The organism is Paenibacillus sp. FSL L8-0494, from assembly GCF_038003695.1.
Lineage (GTDB): Bacteria > Bacillota > Bacilli > Paenibacillales > Paenibacillaceae > Paenibacillus_AQ > Paenibacillus_AQ odorifer.
Genome location: NZ_JBBOPQ010000001.1, coordinates 3,344,244 through 3,366,892, shown reverse-complemented (window position 1 = coordinate 3,366,892; position 22,649 = coordinate 3,344,244). Strand labels below are relative to the sequence as shown.

General features: G+C 40.6%; 23 protein-coding genes. 8 read left to right on the top strand and 15 right to left on the bottom strand.

What is annotated here, in order from left to right; translation table 11 throughout:
* Window positions 1-176: 176 nt before the first annotated feature.
* The 4 genes from NYE35_RS15465 to NYE35_RS15450 all read right to left on the bottom strand — a co-directional run bounded on the left by NYE35_RS15465 (window position 177) and on the right by NYE35_RS15450 (window position 2,020).
* Window positions 177-536, bottom strand: coding sequence for a DMT family transporter (locus NYE35_RS15465; RefSeq protein ID WP_341121544.1), 360 nt, complete (start codon window positions 534-536; stop codon window positions 177-179).
* Between the two features lie 17 nt (window positions 537-553).
* Entirely contained in the window at window positions 554-880 is a 327-nt protein-coding gene (locus tag NYE35_RS15460; protein ID WP_076125773.1) for a DMT family transporter, read from the bottom strand.
* A gap of 13 nt (window positions 881-893) precedes the next feature.
* Entirely contained in the window at window positions 894-1,427 is a 534-nt protein-coding gene (locus tag NYE35_RS15455) for a TetR/AcrR family transcriptional regulator (RefSeq protein WP_036677976.1), read from the bottom strand.
* Window positions 1,428-1,543: 116 nt separating this feature from the next.
* Window positions 1,544-2,020 carry a GNAT family N-acetyltransferase gene (locus tag NYE35_RS15450; protein ID WP_341121542.1) on the bottom strand — a complete coding sequence of 159 codons (477 nt, stop codon included), beginning with the start codon at window positions 2,018-2,020 and terminating at the stop codon, window positions 1,544-1,546.
* A gap of 123 nt (window positions 2,021-2,143) precedes the next feature.
* Here NYE35_RS15450 and NYE35_RS15445 point away from each other — a divergent pair, with 123 nt between their 5' ends.
* The 3 genes from NYE35_RS15445 to NYE35_RS15435 all read left to right on the top strand — a co-directional run bounded on the left by NYE35_RS15445 (window position 2,144) and on the right by NYE35_RS15435 (window position 5,285).
* Window positions 2,144-3,811 (top strand): ribonuclease J, encoded by a 1,668-nt coding sequence (locus tag NYE35_RS15445; RefSeq protein ID WP_235219401.1) that lies wholly within the window; start codon window positions 2,144-2,146, stop codon window positions 3,809-3,811.
* Between the two features lie 236 nt (window positions 3,812-4,047).
* Entirely contained in the window at window positions 4,048-4,917 is an 870-nt protein-coding gene (locus tag NYE35_RS15440; RefSeq protein WP_076099285.1) for a helix-turn-helix transcriptional regulator, read from the top strand.
* A 44-nt stretch (window positions 4,918-4,961) separates the two neighbouring features.
* Window positions 4,962-5,285 (top strand): DUF5823 family protein, encoded by a 324-nt coding sequence (locus NYE35_RS15435; RefSeq protein ID WP_256721521.1) that lies wholly within the window; start codon window positions 4,962-4,964, stop codon window positions 5,283-5,285.
* Window positions 5,286-5,392: 107 nt separating this feature from the next.
* Here the strand turns inward: NYE35_RS15435 and NYE35_RS15430 are convergent, their stop codons facing one another.
* Window positions 5,393-6,949 carry an ABC-F family ATP-binding cassette domain-containing protein gene (locus tag NYE35_RS15430; protein WP_036677991.1) on the bottom strand — a complete coding sequence of 519 codons (1,557 nt, stop codon included), beginning with the start codon at window positions 6,947-6,949 and terminating at the stop codon, window positions 5,393-5,395.
* A 232-nt stretch (window positions 6,950-7,181) separates the two neighbouring features.
* Between NYE35_RS15430 and NYE35_RS15425 the strand changes: the two genes are divergently transcribed.
* Window positions 7,182-7,766, top strand: a complete 585-nt coding sequence (locus NYE35_RS15425; protein ID WP_038570886.1) for an AAA family ATPase — start codon at window positions 7,182-7,184, stop codon at window positions 7,764-7,766.
* A 342-nt stretch (window positions 7,767-8,108) separates the two neighbouring features.
* On the opposite strand, the gene NYE35_RS15420 is transcribed toward NYE35_RS15425, so the two are convergent.
* The 7 genes from NYE35_RS15420 to NYE35_RS15390 all read right to left on the bottom strand — a co-directional run bounded on the left by NYE35_RS15420 (window position 8,109) and on the right by NYE35_RS15390 (window position 16,136).
* Complete coding sequence (locus tag NYE35_RS15420) at window positions 8,109-8,996, bottom strand: RsiV family protein (RefSeq protein WP_036677997.1); 888 nt, start codon at window positions 8,994-8,996, stop codon at window positions 8,109-8,111.
* A 1-nt stretch (window position 8,997) separates the two neighbouring features.
* Window positions 8,998-9,504 carry an RNA polymerase sigma factor gene (locus tag NYE35_RS15415; protein ID WP_038570883.1) on the bottom strand — a complete coding sequence of 169 codons (507 nt, stop codon included), beginning with the start codon at window positions 9,502-9,504 and terminating at the stop codon, window positions 8,998-9,000.
* A 90-nt stretch (window positions 9,505-9,594) separates the two neighbouring features.
* The gene (locus tag NYE35_RS15410; protein ID WP_341121539.1) at window positions 9,595-11,460 is read right to left on the bottom strand and encodes an acyltransferase family protein; all 1,866 of its coding nucleotides are present in this window, start codon (window positions 11,458-11,460) and stop codon (window positions 9,595-9,597) included.
* Between the two features lie 171 nt (window positions 11,461-11,631).
* Window positions 11,632-12,702, bottom strand: coding sequence for a stalk domain-containing protein (locus NYE35_RS15405; protein WP_341121536.1), 1,071 nt, complete (start codon window positions 12,700-12,702; stop codon window positions 11,632-11,634).
* Window positions 12,703-12,774: 72 nt separating this feature from the next.
* Window positions 12,775-13,236 carry an NUDIX hydrolase gene (locus tag NYE35_RS15400; protein WP_076125878.1) on the bottom strand — a complete coding sequence of 154 codons (462 nt, stop codon included), beginning with the start codon at window positions 13,234-13,236 and terminating at the stop codon, window positions 12,775-12,777.
* Between the two features lie 36 nt (window positions 13,237-13,272).
* Entirely contained in the window at window positions 13,273-15,072 is a 1,800-nt protein-coding gene (locus NYE35_RS15395; RefSeq protein ID WP_094901310.1) for a vWA domain-containing protein, read from the bottom strand.
* A 2-nt stretch (window positions 15,073-15,074) separates the two neighbouring features.
* Window positions 15,075-16,136, bottom strand: a complete 1,062-nt coding sequence (locus NYE35_RS15390; protein WP_076105644.1) for an AAA family ATPase — start codon at window positions 16,134-16,136, stop codon at window positions 15,075-15,077.
* Window positions 16,137-16,394: 258 nt separating this feature from the next.
* On the opposite strand from NYE35_RS15390, the gene NYE35_RS15385 reads away from it, so the two are divergent.
* Together NYE35_RS15385 and NYE35_RS15380 are read left to right on the top strand one after the other, a co-directional pair.
* Complete coding sequence (locus tag NYE35_RS15385) at window positions 16,395-16,823, top strand: MarR family winged helix-turn-helix transcriptional regulator (protein ID WP_036678010.1); 429 nt, start codon at window positions 16,395-16,397, stop codon at window positions 16,821-16,823.
* A 29-nt stretch (window positions 16,824-16,852) separates the two neighbouring features.
* Entirely contained in the window at window positions 16,853-18,487 is a 1,635-nt protein-coding gene (locus tag NYE35_RS15380; RefSeq protein WP_076144203.1) for an MDR family MFS transporter, read from the top strand.
* Window positions 18,488-18,578: 91 nt separating this feature from the next.
* Here the strand turns inward: NYE35_RS15380 and NYE35_RS15375 are convergent, their stop codons facing one another.
* Complete coding sequence (locus NYE35_RS15375; RefSeq protein WP_076105643.1) at window positions 18,579-19,130, bottom strand: YdhK family protein; 552 nt, start codon at window positions 19,128-19,130, stop codon at window positions 18,579-18,581.
* Between the two features lie 175 nt (window positions 19,131-19,305).
* Between NYE35_RS15375 and sleB the strand changes: the two genes are divergently transcribed.
* Window positions 19,306-19,947 (top strand): spore cortex-lytic enzyme, encoded by a 642-nt coding sequence (gene sleB / locus NYE35_RS15370; RefSeq protein ID WP_445321955.1) that lies wholly within the window; start codon window positions 19,306-19,308, stop codon window positions 19,945-19,947.
* Window positions 19,948-19,994: 47 nt separating this feature from the next.
* Here the strand turns inward: sleB and NYE35_RS15365 are convergent, their stop codons facing one another.
* Together NYE35_RS15365 and NYE35_RS15360 are read right to left on the bottom strand one after the other, a co-directional pair.
* Window positions 19,995-20,834 (bottom strand): GNAT family N-acetyltransferase, encoded by an 840-nt coding sequence (locus tag NYE35_RS15365; protein ID WP_341121534.1) that lies wholly within the window; start codon window positions 20,832-20,834, stop codon window positions 19,995-19,997.
* A gap of 20 nt (window positions 20,835-20,854) precedes the next feature.
* A complete protein-coding gene (locus tag NYE35_RS15360) occupies window positions 20,855-21,406 on the bottom strand; it encodes a GNAT family N-acetyltransferase (RefSeq protein WP_341121531.1) in 552 nt (183 codons plus the stop codon).
* Between the two features lie 404 nt (window positions 21,407-21,810).
* Here NYE35_RS15360 and NYE35_RS15355 point away from each other — a divergent pair, with 404 nt between their 5' ends.
* Window positions 21,811-22,614, top strand: coding sequence for a DUF2935 domain-containing protein (locus NYE35_RS15355; RefSeq protein ID WP_036678028.1), 804 nt, complete (start codon window positions 21,811-21,813; stop codon window positions 22,612-22,614).
* Window positions 22,615-22,649 lie beyond the last annotated feature (35 nt).

The following is a 22,649-nucleotide window of genomic DNA, read 5'->3' as shown; positions in this document are numbered from 1 at the left end:
CCTTTCAATGTGAGACACTTTCATTATAGAGAAAGAACAGTTCAAGCTATAAGATGTAATTCTACGGAAAAGATATGTGATACCAATATCGCCAAACTACCCTAAATATGGAATCTATCAACATCACGCCAATCAAATATAGGCCTGATTTCTCAGGCCCTTGTTTTTTATAAAGATTAGCTTGTGGTTTTAAGTTCTTTTTCATCAGCTGAATCTGGAGAGTTTAATAAAACTACACCTCCAACTATTAATACTATGCCTGCAAGTGTAAGCACACTAAATGGATCCCCCCATATTACTATGCCAACGATAGCGGTTAGAACTGTACCTACACCTGCCCAAATCGCATAAGCTAAGCTTAAAGGTAAAACTCTGAGACTTATAGACAAACTATAAAATGCGATTATAAAACCAATAATAACACCTATAGTAGGCAATATTTGTGTGAACCCTTCTGACATTTTCAGCATAGTTGTACCTATTACTTCGCTTATAATAGCTACCCCTAGTACCCAAAAACCCTTATTCTTGTTCATAATATTTCCTCCAAGCTCTAATGAGATCCACCAGAAAGTTTCATAATGACTACTCCACCAATGATAAGAATCAGGCCGAGTAATTTCTTCAGATTGAAGTTTTCTTTATAAATGATTACTCCAATTAACGCAGTTAAAGCCGTACCTACCCCTGACCAAATAGCATAAGCCGTCCCTAGAGGAATCGTTGAAAGCGCTAAAGAAAGACAATAAAAGGCTGAACCCATGCCGAGTACGACTCCTATTGAAGGTAAAATCTTTTTAAACCCGTTAGAAACCTTAAGCATGGAGCTACCAAATACCTCGCAGATAATCGCTGTTGCCAGTAACAGATATGAATTCAACAATAGCCCCTCCTTACTCCGTCATGTTTATTAATTCTTGAATCACTTTACTGCGTAACTCCTTATCTAAAACTCCTAATCCGAACATTTCTGAATACCATAAACCGTCCGCTGCCAGCCTGACAATCGTTGAACGTACAGGATCTATTCCATCGTTCTCTATATTGTTTTGCCATACTGAGTATTGATCTTGAAATTTCTTAAGGATATCCGGATTCGTAAAAAGAGCAGCCGAAAGCGCTGTGCTAATCTCCTGCTCTTCCTTAAGATCGTCGTCAATCGCCTGAACAAACGCTCGTCCCCACTTCCCCGTTTCTCTAGATGCATTCGCTACTCTTTCTTGAACATTACTGAAAAAATCGCTTGTTAACTCTTCCACCATACTTTTTATTAAAGCTTCCTTATTCGGAAAATGGTGCAGCAGTCCACCTTTACTGACCCCGGCTTCTTTGGCAACGGCTTCAAGCGTAAGCTTCTCCACCCCATTATTTTTAACAACAATAGAAGCTGCTAATAAAATACTACTTCGTTTTGAATTACTGTTCACGATAATCACCTCTGTTATTTACTATACCGTCCGGACGGTTTTATTGTCAAATAAAAAATCATTATCTTAGAGCAAAAAAAGCCTGGTAATCCAGGCCTCCAACATTTTTAAATCAATTACATTAAATTTTTAATATACCAAGCATCACAAGCAAAATGCTCCGACCCAGCAAGTGGTTTTTCTAATAGCTCAAATCCATTTTTTGTGTAGAAACGGTTGGCTGCGTGCATGTTTTGCAGTGTCTCCAAATAACATTGGTTGTAATGAAGCTTGGAAAAGTCCAGCGCTGTATTTAAAAGTTCGTTGGCTATCCCGTTACCTCTAATCGACTGAGATAAATACATTTTTTGCAACTCACATATCTTGTCATCATTCCCGAAAGGAGCAATTCCACAACCTCCCAATACTTCCCCTCCCTCTTCAACAACCCAATAAGCCCGATTCTCACTATGATTATAATAATCTGATAAATGATGCAGGCTGTCATCCTCCCAGGCGAGACCCGCGCGATTCCCGCCAAACTCAATTAGGCAGTCCCTGATGACCTTTTCAATGGAGCTATTATCTTTCATTTGTAATAGTCGGATATTCATGAGTAACGTTCTCCTATCTTTCGATTAGCTTTCTTCAGTTATTATATTGTATCAGCCTTCAGAATGGATAATTATAATGGGAATCAAACATAATATAGAGAAATTTATTTAGGAGGGGCTTCAATGAAAATGGCAGCTAAGCAGCTCTCGATTGCAGCATTAGGCGGGGTTCATGAAATCGGTAAAAATATGTATATCCTGCAATACGCAGATGACATTGTCGTTATTGATTGCGGCTCTAAATTTCCAGATGAAAGTCTTTTAGGAATTGACCTAATTATTCCTGATGTTTCGTATTTATTAAATAATATTGATAAGGTACAAGCATTGGTGGTTACTCATGGACATGAGGATCATATCGGTGGGATTCCTTACCTGCTTAAACAGTTGAATATCCCGATATATGCTTCCCGTTTAACCCTAGGATTAATCGAAAATAAACTTAGGGAACATGGGATTTTACGACAAACGAAACTCCATTGTATTGATTCAGAATCTACTTTAACCCTGGGTGCCATTACTACAACATTTTTTAATACAAATCATAGCATTCCAGATTGCCTTGGCGTAGTATTCGATACACCTGAAGGTACCGTAGTTCATACGGGAGACTTCAAATTTGACATGACGCCCGTCAACAAGCAGTATCCAGATATACATAAAATGGCCGATATCGGTAAAAAGGGTGTAAAGATCCTGCTGTCAGAAAGCACCAATGCTGAGCGCCCTGGCTTCACCCCTTCTGAGAAGCTTGTTGGCGCTCACATAGAAGAAGCCTTTTTAAAAGCAGAACGTAGAATTTTTATTTCTACCTTCGCCTCAAATGTACATCGTCTACAGCAGATCATTGATGCTTCTCATTTAACTGAACGTAAATTGACCTTACTCGGCAGAAGTATGGTTAATGTAGTCGGAGTAGCCCAAGAGCTCGGTTACTTAAACATTCCGGACAATATGCTGATCGAACCTGCAGAAGCTGCTAAGCTTCCTCCGGCTCAGGTAACTGTTTTATGTACAGGCAGTCAAGGAGAGCCCATGGCCGCCCTCTCCCGCTTAGCGAACTCAAGCCATCGATTGATGGAGATCCAGGCTGGGGACACGGTTCTGCTCGCAGCCAATCCCATCCCAGGAAATGAAAGAAATGTTTCAAGGATTGTCGATAATTTATATATGCTGGGTGCTAAAGTCATCTATGGTTCACGCAGTGAGCTTCACGTCTCAGGGCATGGTAGCCAAGAGGAACTTAAGCTAATGCTGACTCTAATGAAACCTGAATACTTTATTCCGATCCATGGTGAATACCGCATGCTGCATCATCACAGCTTGTTAGCGGAGGCGGTAGGCGTCAAACCAGAAAATATCTTTATTCTAAAAAATGGGGACATCGTCGAGTCATCGTCTGGTGTTGTCCGCCAATCCGGTCGAGTGACTGCTGGGCAAATTCTAGTGGATGGCCTTGGGATCGGTGATATTGGAAATGTTGTGCTTCGCGATCGTCGCCAGCTGTCAGCAGACGGCATACTGATTACGGTGATTACACTGAGCCAAACCGATGGACGTCTATTAAATGAGCCGGACACCATTTCCAGGGGATTCGTTTATGTCCGTAACTCCGATAATTTAATGGACGAGATCAACCAGCATGTAACATCGACCCTTAAAAAGATGAACGAAACTGATCTCGGCCAATGGAATATCATCAAGCAGACCATCAAAGAATCATTAAGTAAGTTCCTATACGAGAAAACGAAACGGCGTCCAATGATCCTTCCAATCATCATTGAGGTTTAATGTAGGAATGCATCCAAATAGATATTGGCGGATTCTCACTCCATTATGAGTAAGAATTCGCCTTTTTGTGTTTTATAGTTTTAATACTCTTCTTTTATATATTCTGCTGATAGTATTAGATTCAGGTGCAAATTTCTACATACTGAAGTACAACTAAGCAAGAATTATCAAAATCCCTTTAAATAGATGAGGTATATTAAGACCAGAACAAGGAGGTGATCAGGCTGTATTACAAGATGATTCACAATAGTATTGAATTTATTGAGAACCATTTGGAAGAAGAAGAATTGAATCTGGACAGAATTGCGAAAGAGGCTGGATTCTCCAAATATCATTTCCATCGGCTCTTTCAGAAATATGTCGGCAAAAGTGTAGCTGAATACATTCGTTCCCGTAGGTTGAGTTCTGCTGCCCAACTGCTGCTCTATTCCGAAGAACGCATTCTAGATATTGCACTTCTTTATGGTTTTGATAGTCAAGAGGCTTTTACAAGAGCTTTTAAAGGACTTTATGCTCTCCCCCCAGCCCAATACAGGTCACAGATAAAACTATTGATTCAGGAAAGAGAGGAATTTACCATGTCCGAAATTAAAGGTTGGTTCATCACCGGAACATCCCCCAGCAAATATAAGGCATCATTAGATATGCAGATTTACCATAAGGGAAGGAACTCTGTATCACTGGAATGCGCAGAAACTGAACCACTCGAAGGGAACGAATTCGGTACTCTAATGCAGCAGTTTGACGCAAAAAATTATCTTGGGAAACGGATGCGGTTTGCCGGCTTTATCCGGACCGAAGAAGTAAGCGACTGGTGCGGCTTATGGATGCGTATTGATGACAAGCTCCAGAATATGCTGGGTTTTGACAACATGCAGTACAGAAGTATTAAAGGAACTGCTTCCTGGAATTTTTACGCTTGTGTGCTGGATATCCCGGCAGAGGCGGATTGTATCAACATAGGTATTCTCCTATCCGGATCCGGAAAGATTTGGCTGGATGACTGCACCTTTGAAGAAGTAGGCCTGGACGTTCCCGTCACTGATTCCCGTGCAAGGACAGAAGAATTTCCGACGGAACCGCAGAATCTGAAGTTTGAAGCCTAAAGTTTGCTTACCGGCGGAAAGTTTTGAGGAGTGATCTATTGTTTGTGTTAATTATGGAAATCATGAAGACGGCCATTCAATTTTTGACGGATTTGTTATCTGGGAATCTGCCAAAATACTTTTACCTCTGGTGTGGTCTATTTATGCTATTTGTAATCATCTACGCCTATCTTGAGGTACGGATGAAATATAAATCAGTCGATTTTATAAAAGGCATCTGCATTGAAAGTGTCTCCCATCTTGCAGGCTGGATCATCGGTATCCTAGTAACCTTGTGTAGTTACATTATCCATCCTCAGTGGTGTTTTTGCGTTACTGTTCATGATTTCTCAGAGAGATGGAATCATTGCCTCAGACGCCAATTTTAATCGTCACAGTTAATGCAGATGGTGCCTCGGGATAAAAAAAACAGGATACCCTTCGGAGAATCGAAGTAAGGTATCCTGTTTAAGATTCGTTAATTGAACTCGTATACTTAGAATACTTTCGTCGTCCAATCTTCGCAATTCCAGATATCTGTTACGATGTCCTGATAAAAATCGGGTTCGTGAGAAATCATAAGAATGCTTCCTTTGTATGCTTTTAGAGCGCGTTTCAGTTCATCTTTGGCATCGATATCCAAGTGGTTTGTCGGCTCATCTAATACGAGAATATTGGTTTCGCTATTAATGAGCTTACATAGACGCACTTTGGCTTTTTCCCCACCACTTAGAACAGCAATCTTACTCTCAATATGCTTCGTAGTTAATCCGCATTTAGCAAGGGCAGCACGTACTTCGAATTGTGACAGAGATGGGAACGTGTCCCAGATTTCCTCAATACAAGTCTTGTAATTGCCTTCCTTCATCTCTTGCTCAAAATAGCCAATCTCCTGATGGTATCCACGTTCTACCGAACCGGACAATGCAGAGATTTCACCTAAAATGCTGCGCAGCAAAGTTGTTTTACCAATTCCGTTTGCCCCAACCAACGCGATCTTCTGTCCACGCTCCATCAGCAAATTAAGCGGTCTGGACAATGGAGAATCGTAGCCGATAACCAATTCTTTTGCTTCGAAAATCATCTTGCCCGCAGTTTTACCTTCTTTAAAGTTAAACTGTGGTTTCGGTTTCTCCTTGGCAATCTCGATGATCTCCATCTTGTCGAGCTTCTTCTGTCTGGACATTGCCATATTACGGGTTGCCACGCTGGCTTTATTACGAGCTACGAAATCCTTCAGCTCTGCTATTTCTTGCTTTTGACGATTATAAGCAGATTCAAGCTGTTGTTTTCTCATTTCGTAGACTTGTTGGAATTGCTCATAATCACCCACATAGCGGGTCAGCTTTTGATTTTCCATATGGTAGATCAGGTTAATAACGCTGTTCAAGAATGGCATATCGTGAGAGATCAGAATAAAGGCATTATCATACTCTTGAAGATAACGTCTCAGCCACTCAATATGCTGCTCATCCAGATAGTTCGTAGGCTCATCGAGGAGCAAAATATCTGGTTTTTCAAGCAATAGCTTCGCAAGCAAGATTTTGGTACGTTGACCACCACTAAGATCGGCTACATCACGGTCCAATCCAATGTCAGTGATCCCTAGTCCACGCGCAGTTTCTTGTACTTTCGCATCAATCATGTAAAAATCTTGATTTGTAAGTGTATCTTGGATGGTACCTACTTCTTCAAGCAGCTTTTCCAGCTCTTCAGGTGAAACGTCACCCATTCTGCCGTACATATCATTCATCTCTTGCTCAAGATCAAACAGGTATTGAAAGGCACTTCTCAGTACGTCTTGAATCGTCATTCCTTTGGTTAACACAGCATGCTGATCGAGGTAGCCAACACGCACCCGCTTGGACCATTCGACTTTACCCTCATCAGGTTGCAGTTTGCCTGTAACAATATTCATAAAAGTGGATTTTCCTTCGCCGTTAGCGCCGAATAATCCGATATGCTCGCCTTTTAGGAGACGGAATGAAACATCCTTAAAAATCGCACGATCCCCAAAGCCATGACTTAATCCTTCAACATTTAATATGCTCATTTATGGACACCTTTTTCTTATTTTTCTCGCTATATTATAAGCAGGATTAACTAAAAACTCAATGGAGAAGCAAAAAATTATCATTTTTCAGGCTAATTTGCGAACAATTTTAGTTTTTGTGGACCGTCACTTGCCGAGATTAGGTTTGCGCTGGCGATCGCTCGTCATCTTTTATATGATAGTATGCATAGATACACTTTGGAGTTGACTTGAGAACTAAGGAGAATTAGAAATGAATAAACTTGTATTTTTTCTTGGTCCAGCTGGAGCAGGCAAAACAACGTTAGCTAAAGCGATTGCTTCGCGGCGCAAAATACCATTTTTCGATATGGATATTCTGCTACGGCCTGCTGCCGACGCCATAATGACTTTACACGGACTGGATCCGGCAGATAGAGACTCAGCAGAGTACAAAAGGTTATGCCGCGATTTAGGTTATCGAATCACTATGGATGCTGCGCTGGATAATATAGGCTTGTACGTCGATGCTTTTGTGGTTGGTCCCTTCACCAAAGAGGCGGCCAATCCTGACTGGATCAGCAATGAGTTAGTTCGGATCGGACGTTCCCTCCTTGATGTTGAAGTCAAGGTTGTCTTGGTAGGTTTAGCCAACGAGGAATTGTACCGGGAACGAATTCAAGACAGACAATCACCACTAGATGAATGGAAGTTCCAGCATTGGAATGAATTCCGCACTTCTCTTGGCAACCGTACGGTAGCATGGCCGCTCCCGGCTGAAAATATTGCGTTGATCGATAATTCTAACCCGGATATTAATGCTACCGTTGCGGCAGTAGAGCGATTTATTTACGTCTAAACTTTCGGACCCAGATGACGTTATTTCCGCTTTTATCAGCTTTTGCGCAGAGTTTCGGACCCCAGTGCAGCTATTCGTTAGAAAAGAGTGCTTGGGGAGTGTTTTTCGTGTCAATAGCGACGATGCGGTCCGTTCGGATTGCAAAAGTGCGATAATGCTGCGTTTAGGGTCAGCTGAGTCCGATAGCTGCTGCGTCCCCCGTAAAATAATGACATCAAACGATGTTTAAGGCTTTGACAAAGAGTTTTGGCTAAACTTTTGGACTCAGATGACGCTAGTTCCACATTTATCAACTTTTGCGCAGAGTTTCGGAACGCAGATGACGTTATTCCCAGAATTCTTTTATTGAATATACTTCTGACTGACCAAATCATCAGCAAGCACCGCGGTTGGTATCACAAATTCAACGGAGCCCATATAACCCGGTGCGACATCGTATTTATTAAACACAATCACAAGCTTACCTTCGGTATTGATATAAAAGCTTTGATCCTTCGTAATGGATGTAAACTGATCCGTTGGCACATCATCGCCATACTCAGGGATCCAGTAAACTTTCTCAGAGTCTGCTTTCATTTGAGCAATCATCTGTTCTTTAATATTTTCGCTGATGCGCTCAATGTATTGATCATCTTTAAATAACATTGGTAATGTAATAAGGATCTGATTTTCTTTGTCTATCGTATCAAAAGTAACTTCCATTGAAGATGAACCAGCGGTTTCCTCAACATATCTGCCAATGGAGAAAATATGCTCATTATCCGTTTTCACTTCATAACCAACATCCAGCCCCAAATGGCCCCCACCTTGTTCCTTCAACGCTTCGATCTCCGCTTGGAACTTTTCGTATAGTGCTTTGTTCTCACTTAAATATTTGCTGTTCAATCCAAGCTCCAGTTCTTTGTTCTCCATATCCGTAACGGCTGGAACTTTGATATTAGCATCGTAATTCTCTTCTTCTACAACATATTCTTTAATAGTTAGCACTTTTATTATCCGATCAACGCCTGGGATGGAAGATAATGCACTAGCTACGGTTGTACTGGTGTTTATGGCTACTAGAAAAATAACTGCGGCCGCGCCAACACTAGCCACCCACTTAGTTGTTGTGTGTTTCTTTCTATTGGCTTTAAGTGACTGCTTTATAGAGCGGTTTACAATCAAATCAAGTTCATCCGGAATGGGAATATCGGTATACTCTTTATGTAATTCTTGTATTCTTTCGTCCATCTTACTTTATCTCCTTTAAGGCTTCATCATTCAGCTTCACCCGCAATAACTGAAGGGCCTGATACAGCCTTGTCTTTATTGTATTGGTGTTCTCGTTAAGAACTTCAGCCACTTCATTAATCTTCATATCCTCAAAATATCTAAGCACGATCACACTTCGGTATTTCGCCGGCAGCTCTTCCAGTGTTCTTTTCAAATCCATATCTGTATAGTTATCCTCAACAGCCGGACTATAGGTTTCTATTATCTCTGGCTCCATCGTCTGAACCTTCTTGTTTCTGCGCAAAAAGTCTAAAGAGGTATTCACGACAATCCTGTAAAACCAGCTTTTCACGGCATCGTGATCCTTTAGCAAATCCATCCGTGTCATCGCTTTATAAATAGAATCCTGCACAATGTCGAGGGCATCCTCTTTGTTTTTCACATAACTGTAAGCAAGCCGGTATACATTTTCTTTGTTTTCTTTGATACATCGCGTCAATATTTTCTCGGTTTTCCTATTCAACATGGTCGATTATCCTTCTCTGTTTGTGATCTGGTGTTGTAACAGGAGTAAGACGTTTGGTGAGTATAAAAAAGTTTGGAGATTCCAAATAAATTATTTATTTTCTTTTTCCAAAGCTTTAATTAGAATTGATGCATAATACTTGGCACCCTCACGTTTCAGATGAACACCATCTTTGTAGAAGTAGTCGTCTTTTCCTTCACTAGCTGAGTACCAGTCTACTATGGTCGTATTCCTGAATTCACTGGAAACTTTTGAAAGGGTGGAATTCACAGTCTGCTCCCACTTTCTCGGCACACGTGTATTGACCAAAATAATCTGCTCCGCATCGCTTAACGAGTTTAATAGTTTACGTAATTGCTTGGAGTTAAAAGCTCCATTCGTCCCCAGCTCTATGATCATCCGCTTCCCTAACCGTCCTTGTGCTCTAAGCTGATCAACCACCTCCTGTGCCTGCATCATCTGTCTGCCGACCTTTCCATCGATAACAATACCAGGGAGACTTTCTACCAAAAATGGTGCCGCATCCAAAATGACAGAATCGCCAATGGCCGTAATATTCTTTCTGGTTTGATTTTTTTCGGTTACCGCTATGTTTCTTTCTGGTTCAGCTTGTTTCTCTTCAGTGTCAGGTTTTTGCTTCTCAACAACCGTCGTATCTTTTTCTACGGGTGGTGCCAATGAGTTGTGATCTATTGGATCTTGCGCTGTTCCCTCTTGCTGTACATTCTGCTTATCTGCAACTTCGATTGTAGGCGTGTCAGATTCAGCATTGGATAAATATCCATTGCAGGCAATCGGAATAAGAATCAAAAAGATCATGGTCATAAGAAAGACTGGGCGGTAGCTGCGGCCTTGTTTCGCACTCCAATGGTTCCAAATGTTTCTTAATGATTTCCGCCGGAGCGGCTCCTCCACATATTTGTATGATAAGGCTGCCAGTAGAAAACTTCCTGCTAACTGAAGGATCATACGAAGCACGCCGCTCTCATCTGGATTCCCATTAGGGCTGGTAAGAATAATTACGGGATAATGCCAAAGGTATAAGCTATATGAACGTACACCTATCCATCGCAAAGGTTTGCAGCCTATTTTCCGGCCAAGAGAACTGGCAGGATGAGCAAGCACGGCAATCACTACTGCAGTAATGATAGAGATGATCAAAAATCCACCACGATATAGTGATTCATCAAATTCGTTAATCCGGTAAACTAGCACCATTAATACCAGCAGTCCCAGAGCACCAATGATATCAAACATATAACGAGATCTTTCTGTGACTGTATTTTTAAGTTTCTGACTAGGCCATGCAACGGCAAGCGCCGCTCCAACTAGAAGTGCAAATATGCGAGTATCTGTTCCATAATAGACCCTGCTTGGATCTGTGCCCGGTACATAGAACATAGCCATGGCTAAAGCTGAGACAGCAGCACAAGCCAGAATCCAGGCAGTAAGTTTACCTCGACGAGGTATGATCTTTAGTCCTAATACGAGCAGCAGCGGCCATAGAATATAAAACTGTTCTTCAATAGAAAGTGACCATAAATGTCCGATCGGTGAAGGAGGTCCAAAGCTTTCGAAGTACGAAACATCATGAAATATTAACCACCAGTTATTAACGTAAAATAGTGATGACATGAAATCTCCTGTCAGCCCATTTAATCTCGTGGGATCTATGATTAAGAGCCATAAGGTGACAACGATCAGCATGACTATCGTCGCCGGCAGCAACCTCCGTGCTCTACGTATCCAAAAGTCCAGAAGGTCCAATCTTCGATGACGCTCCCATTGGTTAATGATTTGGTCTGTGATGAGATAACCCGAGATCACAAAAAAGATTCCCACTCCCAGCAGTCCACCCCCAGCCCATTTCAAATTCAAATGATAGGCTATGACAGCGAGTACAGAAAAAGCTCTTAGTCCATCAATTCCAGGCATATAACGCTTGTTGTCATTCATTCTGTTTCAGTCCTTACCCTTAATTTGTTGTTCATAGGCAGGACGCAGGAGTAGCACAAAAAGTTCTTTTAACTGGTTATTCTGTTATCAAAAGTAAAAAAACACCCGCGCAAGAATTACCCTGCGGGATGTTTTTAAAAAATCTAACTACTTTCACAAACTTCTAAAAGGTTATTTCTGAACTTCAACCTGTAGAATTTCTGATACGAATTGAACAGGTACATAGGTTTTGTTATCTTGCAGAACAGGGGCAGCACCTAAAGCTTTAGGAGTCGTTTTTGCGAAGAAGTATGAATCTTTGTTAAGCGTAACACTTGTCCACTGTGCACCTTTCATCAATTCAGCGGTTTTGGTAGACTGATTCCATTTCAATTCATAGTTTAGTTGACTGGCCACATCACGAAGCGATACCATGCGCACGCCTTTCTTATTCGTGAAAGTAGCTACTTTTTTCAAATCTAGCTTGGTTGTATCCGTTGAACTATGATTTAAGCTGAACCGAAACTCTGGTGAACCTACATAACCTGGTGCAATGCTGTATTTAGGGAATACGATTACTAAGTTACCTTTATCGATATAGAACGACTGCTCAGTTGAAGTTCCTGTGTACTCTTCTAAGAAATACTTATCTGAATCCTTTTTAATTTCTGCCAGAATGTCTGCATCGAGCTTCTCTTTGTAGTTAGCGCCCAGTAGATCCGTTAGTGTAACAGGTTCTGCCTCAGCTATATTTTTCACATTATAAGTATCGATCCGCGGCATGCTTGTTCCACCTTCAGAACCTTCAGTAGTAACAGTCAAGGAGATAACGCCTGCTGGAGAACCTGTTCCATCTGATTTCAGATCATAAGTAATGTAAAGAGTATAAGGATGAAATTCCATTTGATCAGCCTGTGCTTTTTTGCCCATTTCTGCGGCGTCTTTCTCCCACTGTGCCAGATCCTTTTCAGCATGAGAGAGGATAATATCGTTCAGTTCATCTTGATAATGAGTATCCAGCATTCCTGTTAGCTGTGGTACTTTTAAATCTGCAATCAGGTATTTACTTGTTGTGTTAAGTACTTTTTCTTGCACTTTAATGCCAGCAAGAGCTGGTGCCTTGGACGGTAAAGCCGCAGAAACATTAGCTGTTACTTGTGTGGAAACCATAGCATGAACCGGTAAAGAAGCTACACTCACTCCCATAATGGCTACACATCCAACTGCACTCATTTTAAATAGATTTTTTGTTCTTTTGTTCATATCTCGTCATCCTCCATCTCTATTTATAAGTGCCTTCCGATGACACTCATTAGCTAGGACGCAGGAGGACCTCTAAAAAGTTTGCTGGTTTTCTAATTTAAATATAATTTCTTCAACTTCTGTACCCCGTAACTCTACGTAAAAAGGCTGCACCTCATCATTTAGACAATACTCCAGCCGCAGTCTGAGGTTTTTCCATGTGACCATTTCTAATGCTTGTTCTATCGAGAAAAACCCAACTTCTAAGCTCTCGGAACTAGTAGCAGGTTCGCCGCCGATGGCTTTCCCTAGAAATAGGTTAGTACAAATAGATCGATCAACATTTTGAAAAACTCCGCAGAACTTATTAATCTCTATATCAATGCCCGATTCTTCTTTGGCTTCCCTGATTGCTGCTTCTATAAGGGACTCCTCCTCTTCAACCTGTCCGCCTGGCATCTCCCAGCCTCTACGTGGACCTTTTATTAATAAGATTTCTTCTTGATCATTGAATACAACTGTAGCTGCTGAAAGAATATGTTTGGGGGGATTCATATCCATTGTTACCTCGCTCTAAATTTATTCTAAGCCCTAATTAATTCTGAATACAGGTCCTTTGGGTGAGAAAGGCAAGTCATTACCCTTGGGCAAAATATAAGCATGGTCTCTTTTAAGGATCAGCTTGTCACAATAACCATCTGTAATAATTAGAAGCGGTCCTTTTTTCGGGAAATCCTCAGCTTGTTGAATCAAATCAATAGCTGGTTGTAAGATCGTTCCCCCTCTTCCCTTCACTTGTACCCGATCCGCGATAGCCTCGGGGGGCATGTAACCTGCATCATAAGGACAAGCATCACAAAAGATAATCCGTGCAAAAGGAACATCACGAGCCTGCGCATAACTTGAAATAGCCCCTAATGCTTTGGCCAGAAGTTTTTTATCCATTGAGCCTGAGGTATCTAAAATAACTCCAAAAGTACGGCCATCATCTGCAGCACCGCTATGAACCCACTGTGGTCGAGGGATATCAGGCGTAGAAGATTGACGTCTGCTAATTCGTGAATAAGATCTGGTCTTCTCAAGCGGTGAAAAATAATGATCAAACCACCGTGCAAGCTCTACATCCCATTTAATAGGTGGCTGGCCCAGCGCTCTAATCTCTTCAACTAGGCCTGATGGCAAAAGACCGCGACTTTGCTCTTCATGATACATAAGTCCCTGTTGCATAGCATTTTTACAGAAATCATCTAACGTTTGTCCTTCTCTCGCATCCCAAAAACTTGATGAACCGTTATCTAAAATGTCACCGAGTCCATTCCCTCTCAAGGTTGCCAGTTTCTTATAAGTGCGGATATCTCCGACCATACGATCATAAATCGTTTCAGCAGATAAACCTTTAAGCTCAGGATCTAATAAGAGTCCAATTCGCGGATACTCCCCTACACTCATTTCCACTAGCCATAAATTTATAACGTAGTCACAAGCCACATTCCAAAGATAATGATCCCGGCCAAGACATCGCTCGTGATGCTGAAGCCCCGCATGCAGAAGCTCATGCGCCATCACGAAAATACACTCCTCATCGTTTAGTCCAGCTGCAGGGTTCATGAATATTTTGCGATCAATAACGTCAATGGCAGCTATGGAAATATCTAATCGCCGACATATCGCTGGATCTTCTATAATCTCAAAGCCGGCGGCAAGCGCTCCTAATAAAGGATATCTGTCCATAAACCATCGTTTTGCCCGTTGTGGAGCTGTTAAAGAAAGTGCAGGGTCACTAATAGTATTAGCATGTCCTCCAGCAACACTTACTGCATTCGTCACAGCATTAGATAACCCATAAGCAAAATAGGCTTCCCAATCCGGTGCTTTTCCCCAGTATCTTTTGGTGGCATCTCTAACATTCATATCCAGTTTTGAAACACCCGCAGTCCCAAAATATCTGGAGTTGTCCGGAATTCCTTTTATCATAAACTGCTCGTAAAGCTGTTGTTCATCTTTAATTGTAAGATCAATTCGCGACTCCATATCTGCGGGTATTTTCCCAAACTTCAAGTCATTTAAAAACTTTGCTATGTACACATCACATGCAACGTTCCACGCCACTTGATTCTCTTTAATCTTTAAATGTCCAAGACCTAAATGAAGAAAACAATGTGCCAAAACGTACATCCATTCAGCAACCTCGCCACGCCGTTTAGGATGAGTGTAAATATAACCGTTATTAGTGACAATTGCCCAGCCGTCTTCAGGATAGGGACTATTTTCATTATGAATAATCGAAGCTCGAACAGATAACGGCGCAAAAATAGGATGCTCCGCGATTAACGAACATGCTTCGTTAAAATTTTTCAAAGCGGGATTATCTGGAGTTGTTTTTTTAGCCATATTTACCCCCGCTCTTTTATTGCAAGACGTGGTAAATCACGTACAATTTCAACCATTAACCAATCTGGAATATTATCACTTTGCTCCTGCTTAGCAACTACTAGCTGTGCAATTTCGAAGCTAATGACGGACAAGTCTTTAATCAGCTTTTTAACCGTATGTGCAAATTGGCGATGTCCATCTCGTACGTTATCTTTAATCGGAGGGAGTTCTTTGATAATCTGGGCACGCAAGGATTGCGCCAGAAAATACAGGAGATCCCGATCTTCTGGAGCCGTTGGAAATGAGGATTTACCATCTATAATTTGATTAAGTTCATATTTTCCAGTTAGATTTTTATAAAAAGCCCTGAATTGTGTGGCGTGAGAAGGTGTCAGTGAGCCATTCGCTAAAATCCCCACGGTATCCACATTTACATCATCGCCAAACTCATGTAGTGCATCACTAAGCATATGCCAAGAGCGTGGCGTGGAGAAAGGCTCTTCAGTCTTTGGAGGTGCACTCCACAAATGATCGGGACGCAATTCCAGATATTCAATAACCATAGGATGAATGCTATGCTCATATGCCCAAGAGATCCAATTCTGAAACGATACATTTAACTGTATATGGAACATCCGATTGATAAGCGCGGAGGACATAGGTTTAACAATTGCACTATCTTGTGCACGGTTACCAGCTCCTATTACTATAGAGCCCTCAGGTAGGTGATAATCGCCGATGCGGCGTTCGTGGATGAGACTATAAAAAGCTTTTTGCACCTCTTGAGAACAGGCATTAAGCTCGTCTAGGAACAAACAATATGGTTCATCCCGAGCAATCATTTTTGGAGGACAGAATTGGCTCTTACCGTTAACGATTTGCGGGACTCCAATGATGTCTTCAGGTGCTAATTGAGAACCTAATAGTGACACACAAGGAAGACCCACCTGATCAGCAAAAGCTTCTACTAGCGAAGATTTCCCAATACCAGGCGCCCCCCAGATAAAAACAGGGCGAATCACAGAAACGTTTAGAAGTACTTGCATAAGTTGAATAGGTGTTACAGGAGTTGCTAGATTCAAATAAATGCTCCTTTTTTAATGAAATAATAATAACGATAACTATACACAGTATAACAAATAATTCATTAGCTCAGGAACGAACTTCAACAACAACACTCTATTTCATTCGAAAAAAACAAACCTTTTCTTGACGAGATATAAAAAAGGATGATATATTGTTTCACGCTTTAATAATTAAGTAGTTAATCATTTAGTTGTTATCTAAAATTTAATGGAATTACTTATTCCGCCCTATTTCATAACTTTAGGAGGCGTGATTTGGCTAATAATGAAGATTTTCTTCAGATTTCTACTATGTTCAAATCCTTTTTAAAAGGAATCTCCCAAGATTGGAACAAACAAGACTACCCCTTAAATATTACACAGTTCAAAACCCTCAGGACTTTATCTAAGAACGGTCCACAAAACGTATCACAGATTGCTGCAGCTCTGGGTATTACCTCAGCAGCAATTACAGGCGTAACAGACCAATTAATCGCTGAAGATTACGTAAATAAGGAACGCGCCAAAGATGATCGAAGGGTTGTACACATCACCATTACGCAGAAAGGAGAAGCAACGATTAAAGAGGTGCAGGAACGCCATCAAGAACTTATGGAATCTTACTTTAAGATACTGCCCGATGAAGATATTGAGCATTTAAGAAGAATTTTCGCAGTAATAATTTCTGATTTAGACAAGAGATAAAATTTAAAAAGTGGCGGGGAAACAATCAAATGGAACATTTATCCAGCAAACGAAAACTTAGTATTATGATAGCAATAATGGCTGCAATGCTGTTCGCAGCGATTAATCAGACAATTACAAGTACTGCTATGCCGCGTATAATCGCAATTCTTGATGGCATGGATTACTATACTTGGACTATTAACATTTATTTATTAACATCAACAATAGCAACCGTTCTTGTCGGTAAGTTATCTGATATGTTCGGACGTAAACCCTTTCTATTAGCAGGTATTCTCTTATTTATGGTTGGGGCTTTTCTGACAGGTACATCTTCCGATGTTTATCAATTTATCATTTACCGTGGGATTCAAGGGGTAGGTGCAGGTATTATTCAATCCACCGCATTTACTGCCGTAGGTGACTTATTCCCTCCGCGTGAACGTGGTAAATGGATGGGGTTGATGATGGCAGTATTCGGCTTCTCCAGTGTGCTTGGACCAACGCTTGGTGGCTTTTTGATTGACAATATGGATTGGCATTGGCTGTTCTGGATCTTCCTACCGCTTGGTGTAGTAGCCTTCGTGATGATTCTTACCTTATTTCCTAAAGGCAAACGTGGGGAGTCAACAAGCATCGACTATTTAGGTTCCTTGCTAATGACAACTACCATCGTGCCTCTACTGCTTGCCTTCACCTGGGCAGGTACAGAATATGATTGGGGTTCTTCGCAAATTCTCGGCCTGTTGGCGGGAACGGTCGTTTCGGCACTTCTCTTTATTTTGGTCGAATCCAAAGCTAAAAATCCAATTCTTCCGCTTCATCTATTTAAGAATAGCGTAGTTACCATATCTAATATTATTGGTTTTATTATGAACTTCGGTATGATGGGAGCTATGATCTATCTTTCCTTCTTCGTACAAGGTGTTCTGGGGATCTCCGCGACATATGCAGGGTATGTTACTATGCCAATGTCGATCGTTATGGTTGTAGCCAGTGCCCTTACCGGACAAAAGATGGCGAAAAAAGGGAAGTATAAACGTTACGCATTAATTGGAATACCCATTATGATTGCTGGTATGACAATTATGGTATTTATGAATAATGTACCGATGGCTGTCCTAAGTATGATTGTGTTTGGTCTTGGGTTAGGATTGGGAATGCCAGTATTCTCACTAGCTACTCAAAATGCGGTTTCACACACAGAACTGGGTGTAGTAACGGCCTCCTCACAATTATTCCGTAATTTAGGCGGTACGATCGGTATCGCAGTCATGGGTACCGTTATGTCAAATAGTCTTACCAAAAACTTGAAGGAAGCTCTGCAATCGTCATCAGCACCGGATTTCACACAGATAGATCCAAAACTTGCTGAGCAAATGCTCTCCTTCGCTAATCCACAGGCATTAATGAACAAACCATTGCTTGAACAGACTCAAGCTAGTCTGCCAACCGATGTACAGCCTATCTTCTTACAAATGATTGAGGGTATCCGTGACGCTTTAGGACAGACATTGTCATCCGTGTTCTTAACCGGGACCATTGTGCTTGTTGTAGCTTTCGTGCTTGTCTTCTTCCTGAAGGAGCTTCCACTTCGTACTTCTAACCAAATGCCAGTTCCTGAAGAAGCTGAACAGGACCCGTCAAACATAAAATCTTCAAAACTTGCAGTGGATAAAGCCTAACCGCAAATTACTTTGAAGCTGACTATAAAACAACAAAAACTGCAACGTACTCATGCGTAACTGAGTAAGTTGCAGTTTTTGTGTTGATCTATTATTTTACAGGTGAAAGCTCATCTTCTGTTACCCACTTATGATTTTTCACTTCATCTCCACCCGTAGTAGGTTTGTAATTAATCATATAGACAGTGGTTTTTTCTGCTGAGTTAATCTGAGCCGTTGCACCCTTCATATCCTTCATATGATCAGATTCCATAATAACCTCTGAGCCTGGTTGATAGGATATATCATCTGCTTCTTTTATTTCTTCATGAATAATCCACTTATGATTTGTGACCGGCTGACCTCCTGTAGTAGGTCTATAGGAAACATTATATGCTGTCGTCTCATAAGCTCCCACAATTGTCGCAATGGCTCCCTTCATCCCTTCCATATGGTCAGTTTGGATCACAGCTTCACTTCCTACTTTGTAAGTAGGGTTCTCCGCTACCCGCAGATCTTTTGGAACTTCACCTGAACTTGAATGTGAGTTATGTTCCATTTGTGTATCGTTAGAAGACATTTGATTGCCATAGCTATTGTCATTACTACAAGCACTTAAGCTGAAAGCAGCTGCAACGACTAGTAGAAATAATTGCTTTTTCATATAAAAGACCTCCGAAATTTTATCTGCCTATAAGTATTATTTTACCCATTTCAGAAAATCACAAACGGAACTAAGAGTTCACAGTTTGTAAAACAGTAATTTATTTTCCATTAAATGAGTGTTGTCTCAATGATTAAACTATATTTATAATGTTTTCTGAAAGGAGGCTACTATAATGAAGACTAAAATATTCACTTTGTTGCTTCTTTTGGGTCTGGTGAGCATGGCTACTATGATCGGTTCTGCTAATGCAGCTCCGGTATTAACCATAGGAAGTTCTTCAGGAGATGTATGGGATCTACAATATAGATTAAAAACCCTTGATTTCTACACTGAGCCCTTAGATGGGGTATACGGATCACAAACGAAAGCAGCGGTTGCTAGATTTCAAAAGGCCTATGGAATAAGCGCTGATGGAATTTCGGGGACAAAAACTTGGAATATTTTAAAAAAACACACGCTTAATATTAATGAAATGGATATTTTGGCTAAAGTTATCTACAGTGAGTCTCGCGGTGAGCCTTATGTTGGACAAGTTGCAGTGGGTGCAGTAGTCATGAATCGTATACAATCTAGTCAATTTCCTGACAATATTAAAGAAGTTGTATTCCAAAAAGGAGCTTTCACAGCCGTATCTGACGGCCAGTATTGGCTTACACCAAATCAGACAGCTTATTTAGCTGCTCTTGATGCTGTTCGAGGTTGGGACCCCACAAACCATGCAATCTATTATTTCAATCCGGATACAGCAACAAGTGCATGGATCTGGTCACGTCCGCAAAACTTAAAAATTGGTAAGCATATATTTGCAAGTTAAACGCATCAAATAGCTTAGAGCAACAAAAGCCGATCTAACTATGATAGTTAGATCGGCTCTTCAATTCCAAGCACTAAAGCCATATTAATCTGCCCTACTTCGTCCTTATGGTTATACCCCAATTCATTATAGATTCTGATCGCATTTCGATTTTCTTTATCTGCTGCTAGAAAACTCCGCTTAGCGCCGTTGTTATTCCCCCAGCGTATACCTTCAACAGCTAACTTATGTCCGATACCTTGGTTATGATATTTCGGATCTACAGCTAATTCTCTAAGCCATAACACAGGTCCCTTTTCATTTTCAAATCCGTAGATGTTCAATAAACATACTCCAACAATGCTTTTATTCAATTCTGCTACAAGAATACAAGAATGATCCGATTCATTCCATGTTTGTATGAAATCCAACTCTTCACCATAGAAACCTCTTGAAAGATTTATACATGCTTTGGTGATCATACTAACCTGTAAATAGTCTTTATGCTCAATGTTTCTTATGAATGGTGATTCTGCTTGATCGGTGATCTTCTTTGAGATATCCTCATTCCAGAAATCAATAAATTGACTAACTACCTTGAACCCCAAAGACTCCATAACTGGCATGAGATCTGGATGTATAAATTCGATATACATTCTATGAGTTCCACCCACAGGTAATTGAATAAACTTACTGGTCAGATCTATTAGTGCAGTCCTAAATAATTCTGTAGACTCGGCAGCCCAATGAATATTATGACCCTCATCAACCGATTTACATAATATAAACACACCAGGTTCATCAATAAGAATATCCTCAGGCGCCTGTAGTTCCAGCTCTTCAACATCCAAATATTGCAAAGAACTGTACTTATAAGCTTTCGCTTTTAGGAATGAATTCTTAAACATAACTTCGAAATAATCCCCTTTTATGGATTCGATAATTTTGATTGGTTACTAAATGTAAAAATCATCTTTAATTCATCATCATATGACTTCCCGCATTCCTCTAAATAACTATCACCAGTGTATTCTTTTAAAGTTTTCCTCCAAAAATGCTGTGCTCTCCCATTTGTGCCCGTGGGATTTGTTTGCAACTCCCAGTTACCCAAATGAAGCTTAAAGACTTCCTTAGCTGCATATTCAGCAATTCCCTTACCACGGAAGGGCCGTAGAATAAAAAATTCATTCAAATAGAATTCACAAGCAGACGGTGTGTAAGGCGGTGTAGCAACTAATGCAAATCCTACTGGAATATCATTTTCTTTTATTAAATAAGGATACAAAACGCCAGCTTTCTCCCACCAAATGTCGAAGACTTTATTCTGTTCCTTTTGTGTCTGTGTCTCGTCCTCCTCGAATACCCCGTATTGATTAGGAATCGTCCCCCATATTTCTGATAGATCGTGTAAGTATAGTGGGTAGAGGTTGTTAATAATAAACTTCGAGGCACTATCAGTTAAGGTGATTGTGATATTCATATCGTTACCTTCCTGCCTTCTATCGAATTTTTGAATATATTAATGGAGATCACTCAAATAACATTCTGTATCATTATCTTTTGTATACTCTGTAAGTACTTTCCGTTAAAATATTATGGCAGAATAACTTTTTATCTTCAATGGTTCAGGAACAAACTTAATCTCCAACATCCCCCACAATTTCTTCTCCATAATTACTTCTTTTCTCAGTATAATTACGACCTCGCTCTAGTTATATGCCATATTCGATTAGAATTAATTTTTATATAATGTCACCATTTATATTTGATAATTAAGTTAAGCGTACCTGTACTTCTATATACTCGACTCGCCTTAACTTCTGCGGATATAGTACAAACCTCTAGCATATTATAATTGTATAAAAATGGGAGGTGTGCTCAGATATGCCGGATCCTTTTGTTTCGAGATCTCTAGATGAAATACGATTCTGGTCACGAATCATGAAAGAACACTCTTTTTTTCTTAAATTAGGGTTTCGTTGTGAAGACACGCAACTAATTAATGAAGCAAACCATTTCTATGCCACATTCGAAGCCATAGAGAATAGATCACTCGGATTTACTGTGGATTCTGATCCAGCAGTAATACGGAAGTTTAATGAGGAAGTTCATAGTGCAGCTTCACATATCTGGGCGTTCAAAAGAAAAATACTAGGTCTAATTCTACAATGTAAGCTTCCAGGCGGAACGAACTTCCCCTTATTAGTGGATCATGTCAGTAGGGAAGCCAACTATTTTCGAAATCGACTGGAAGAACTGAATCAGGGTAGGTTAGATCCTTTACCAGACGCAATTATTAATGAAAATGTATTCTTCCTACGTATAATGGCAGACCATGCTAAATTCATTGGTCATTTATTGGACCCCTCTGAACGTCAACTTGTTGAACAAGCAAGAAATTTCAGCCATGACTTTGATGTTTTGCTGTATCAAGCTATTGATCTTAGCTCCATGCGTCCTCAATCCCAAACCAAACCCCTGCTCAGTCAGCAACTTGACGAGAATAAAGTCTCAGTTAAATCTCTCCGTGACTTTAAGAAAACGGCACGAGATCTTATTGAGGAATGTCGAATAAAGAGCATCATCCATCCATTGCTTGCGGATCATGTATTCCGAGAAGCAGAACGATTCCTGTATATAATTGATGCATTTGAAGCCTCTTTGAATATGAATAAACAAATCGTATAGCATTACATATTTAATGGATAGGGCGACAACTTGTA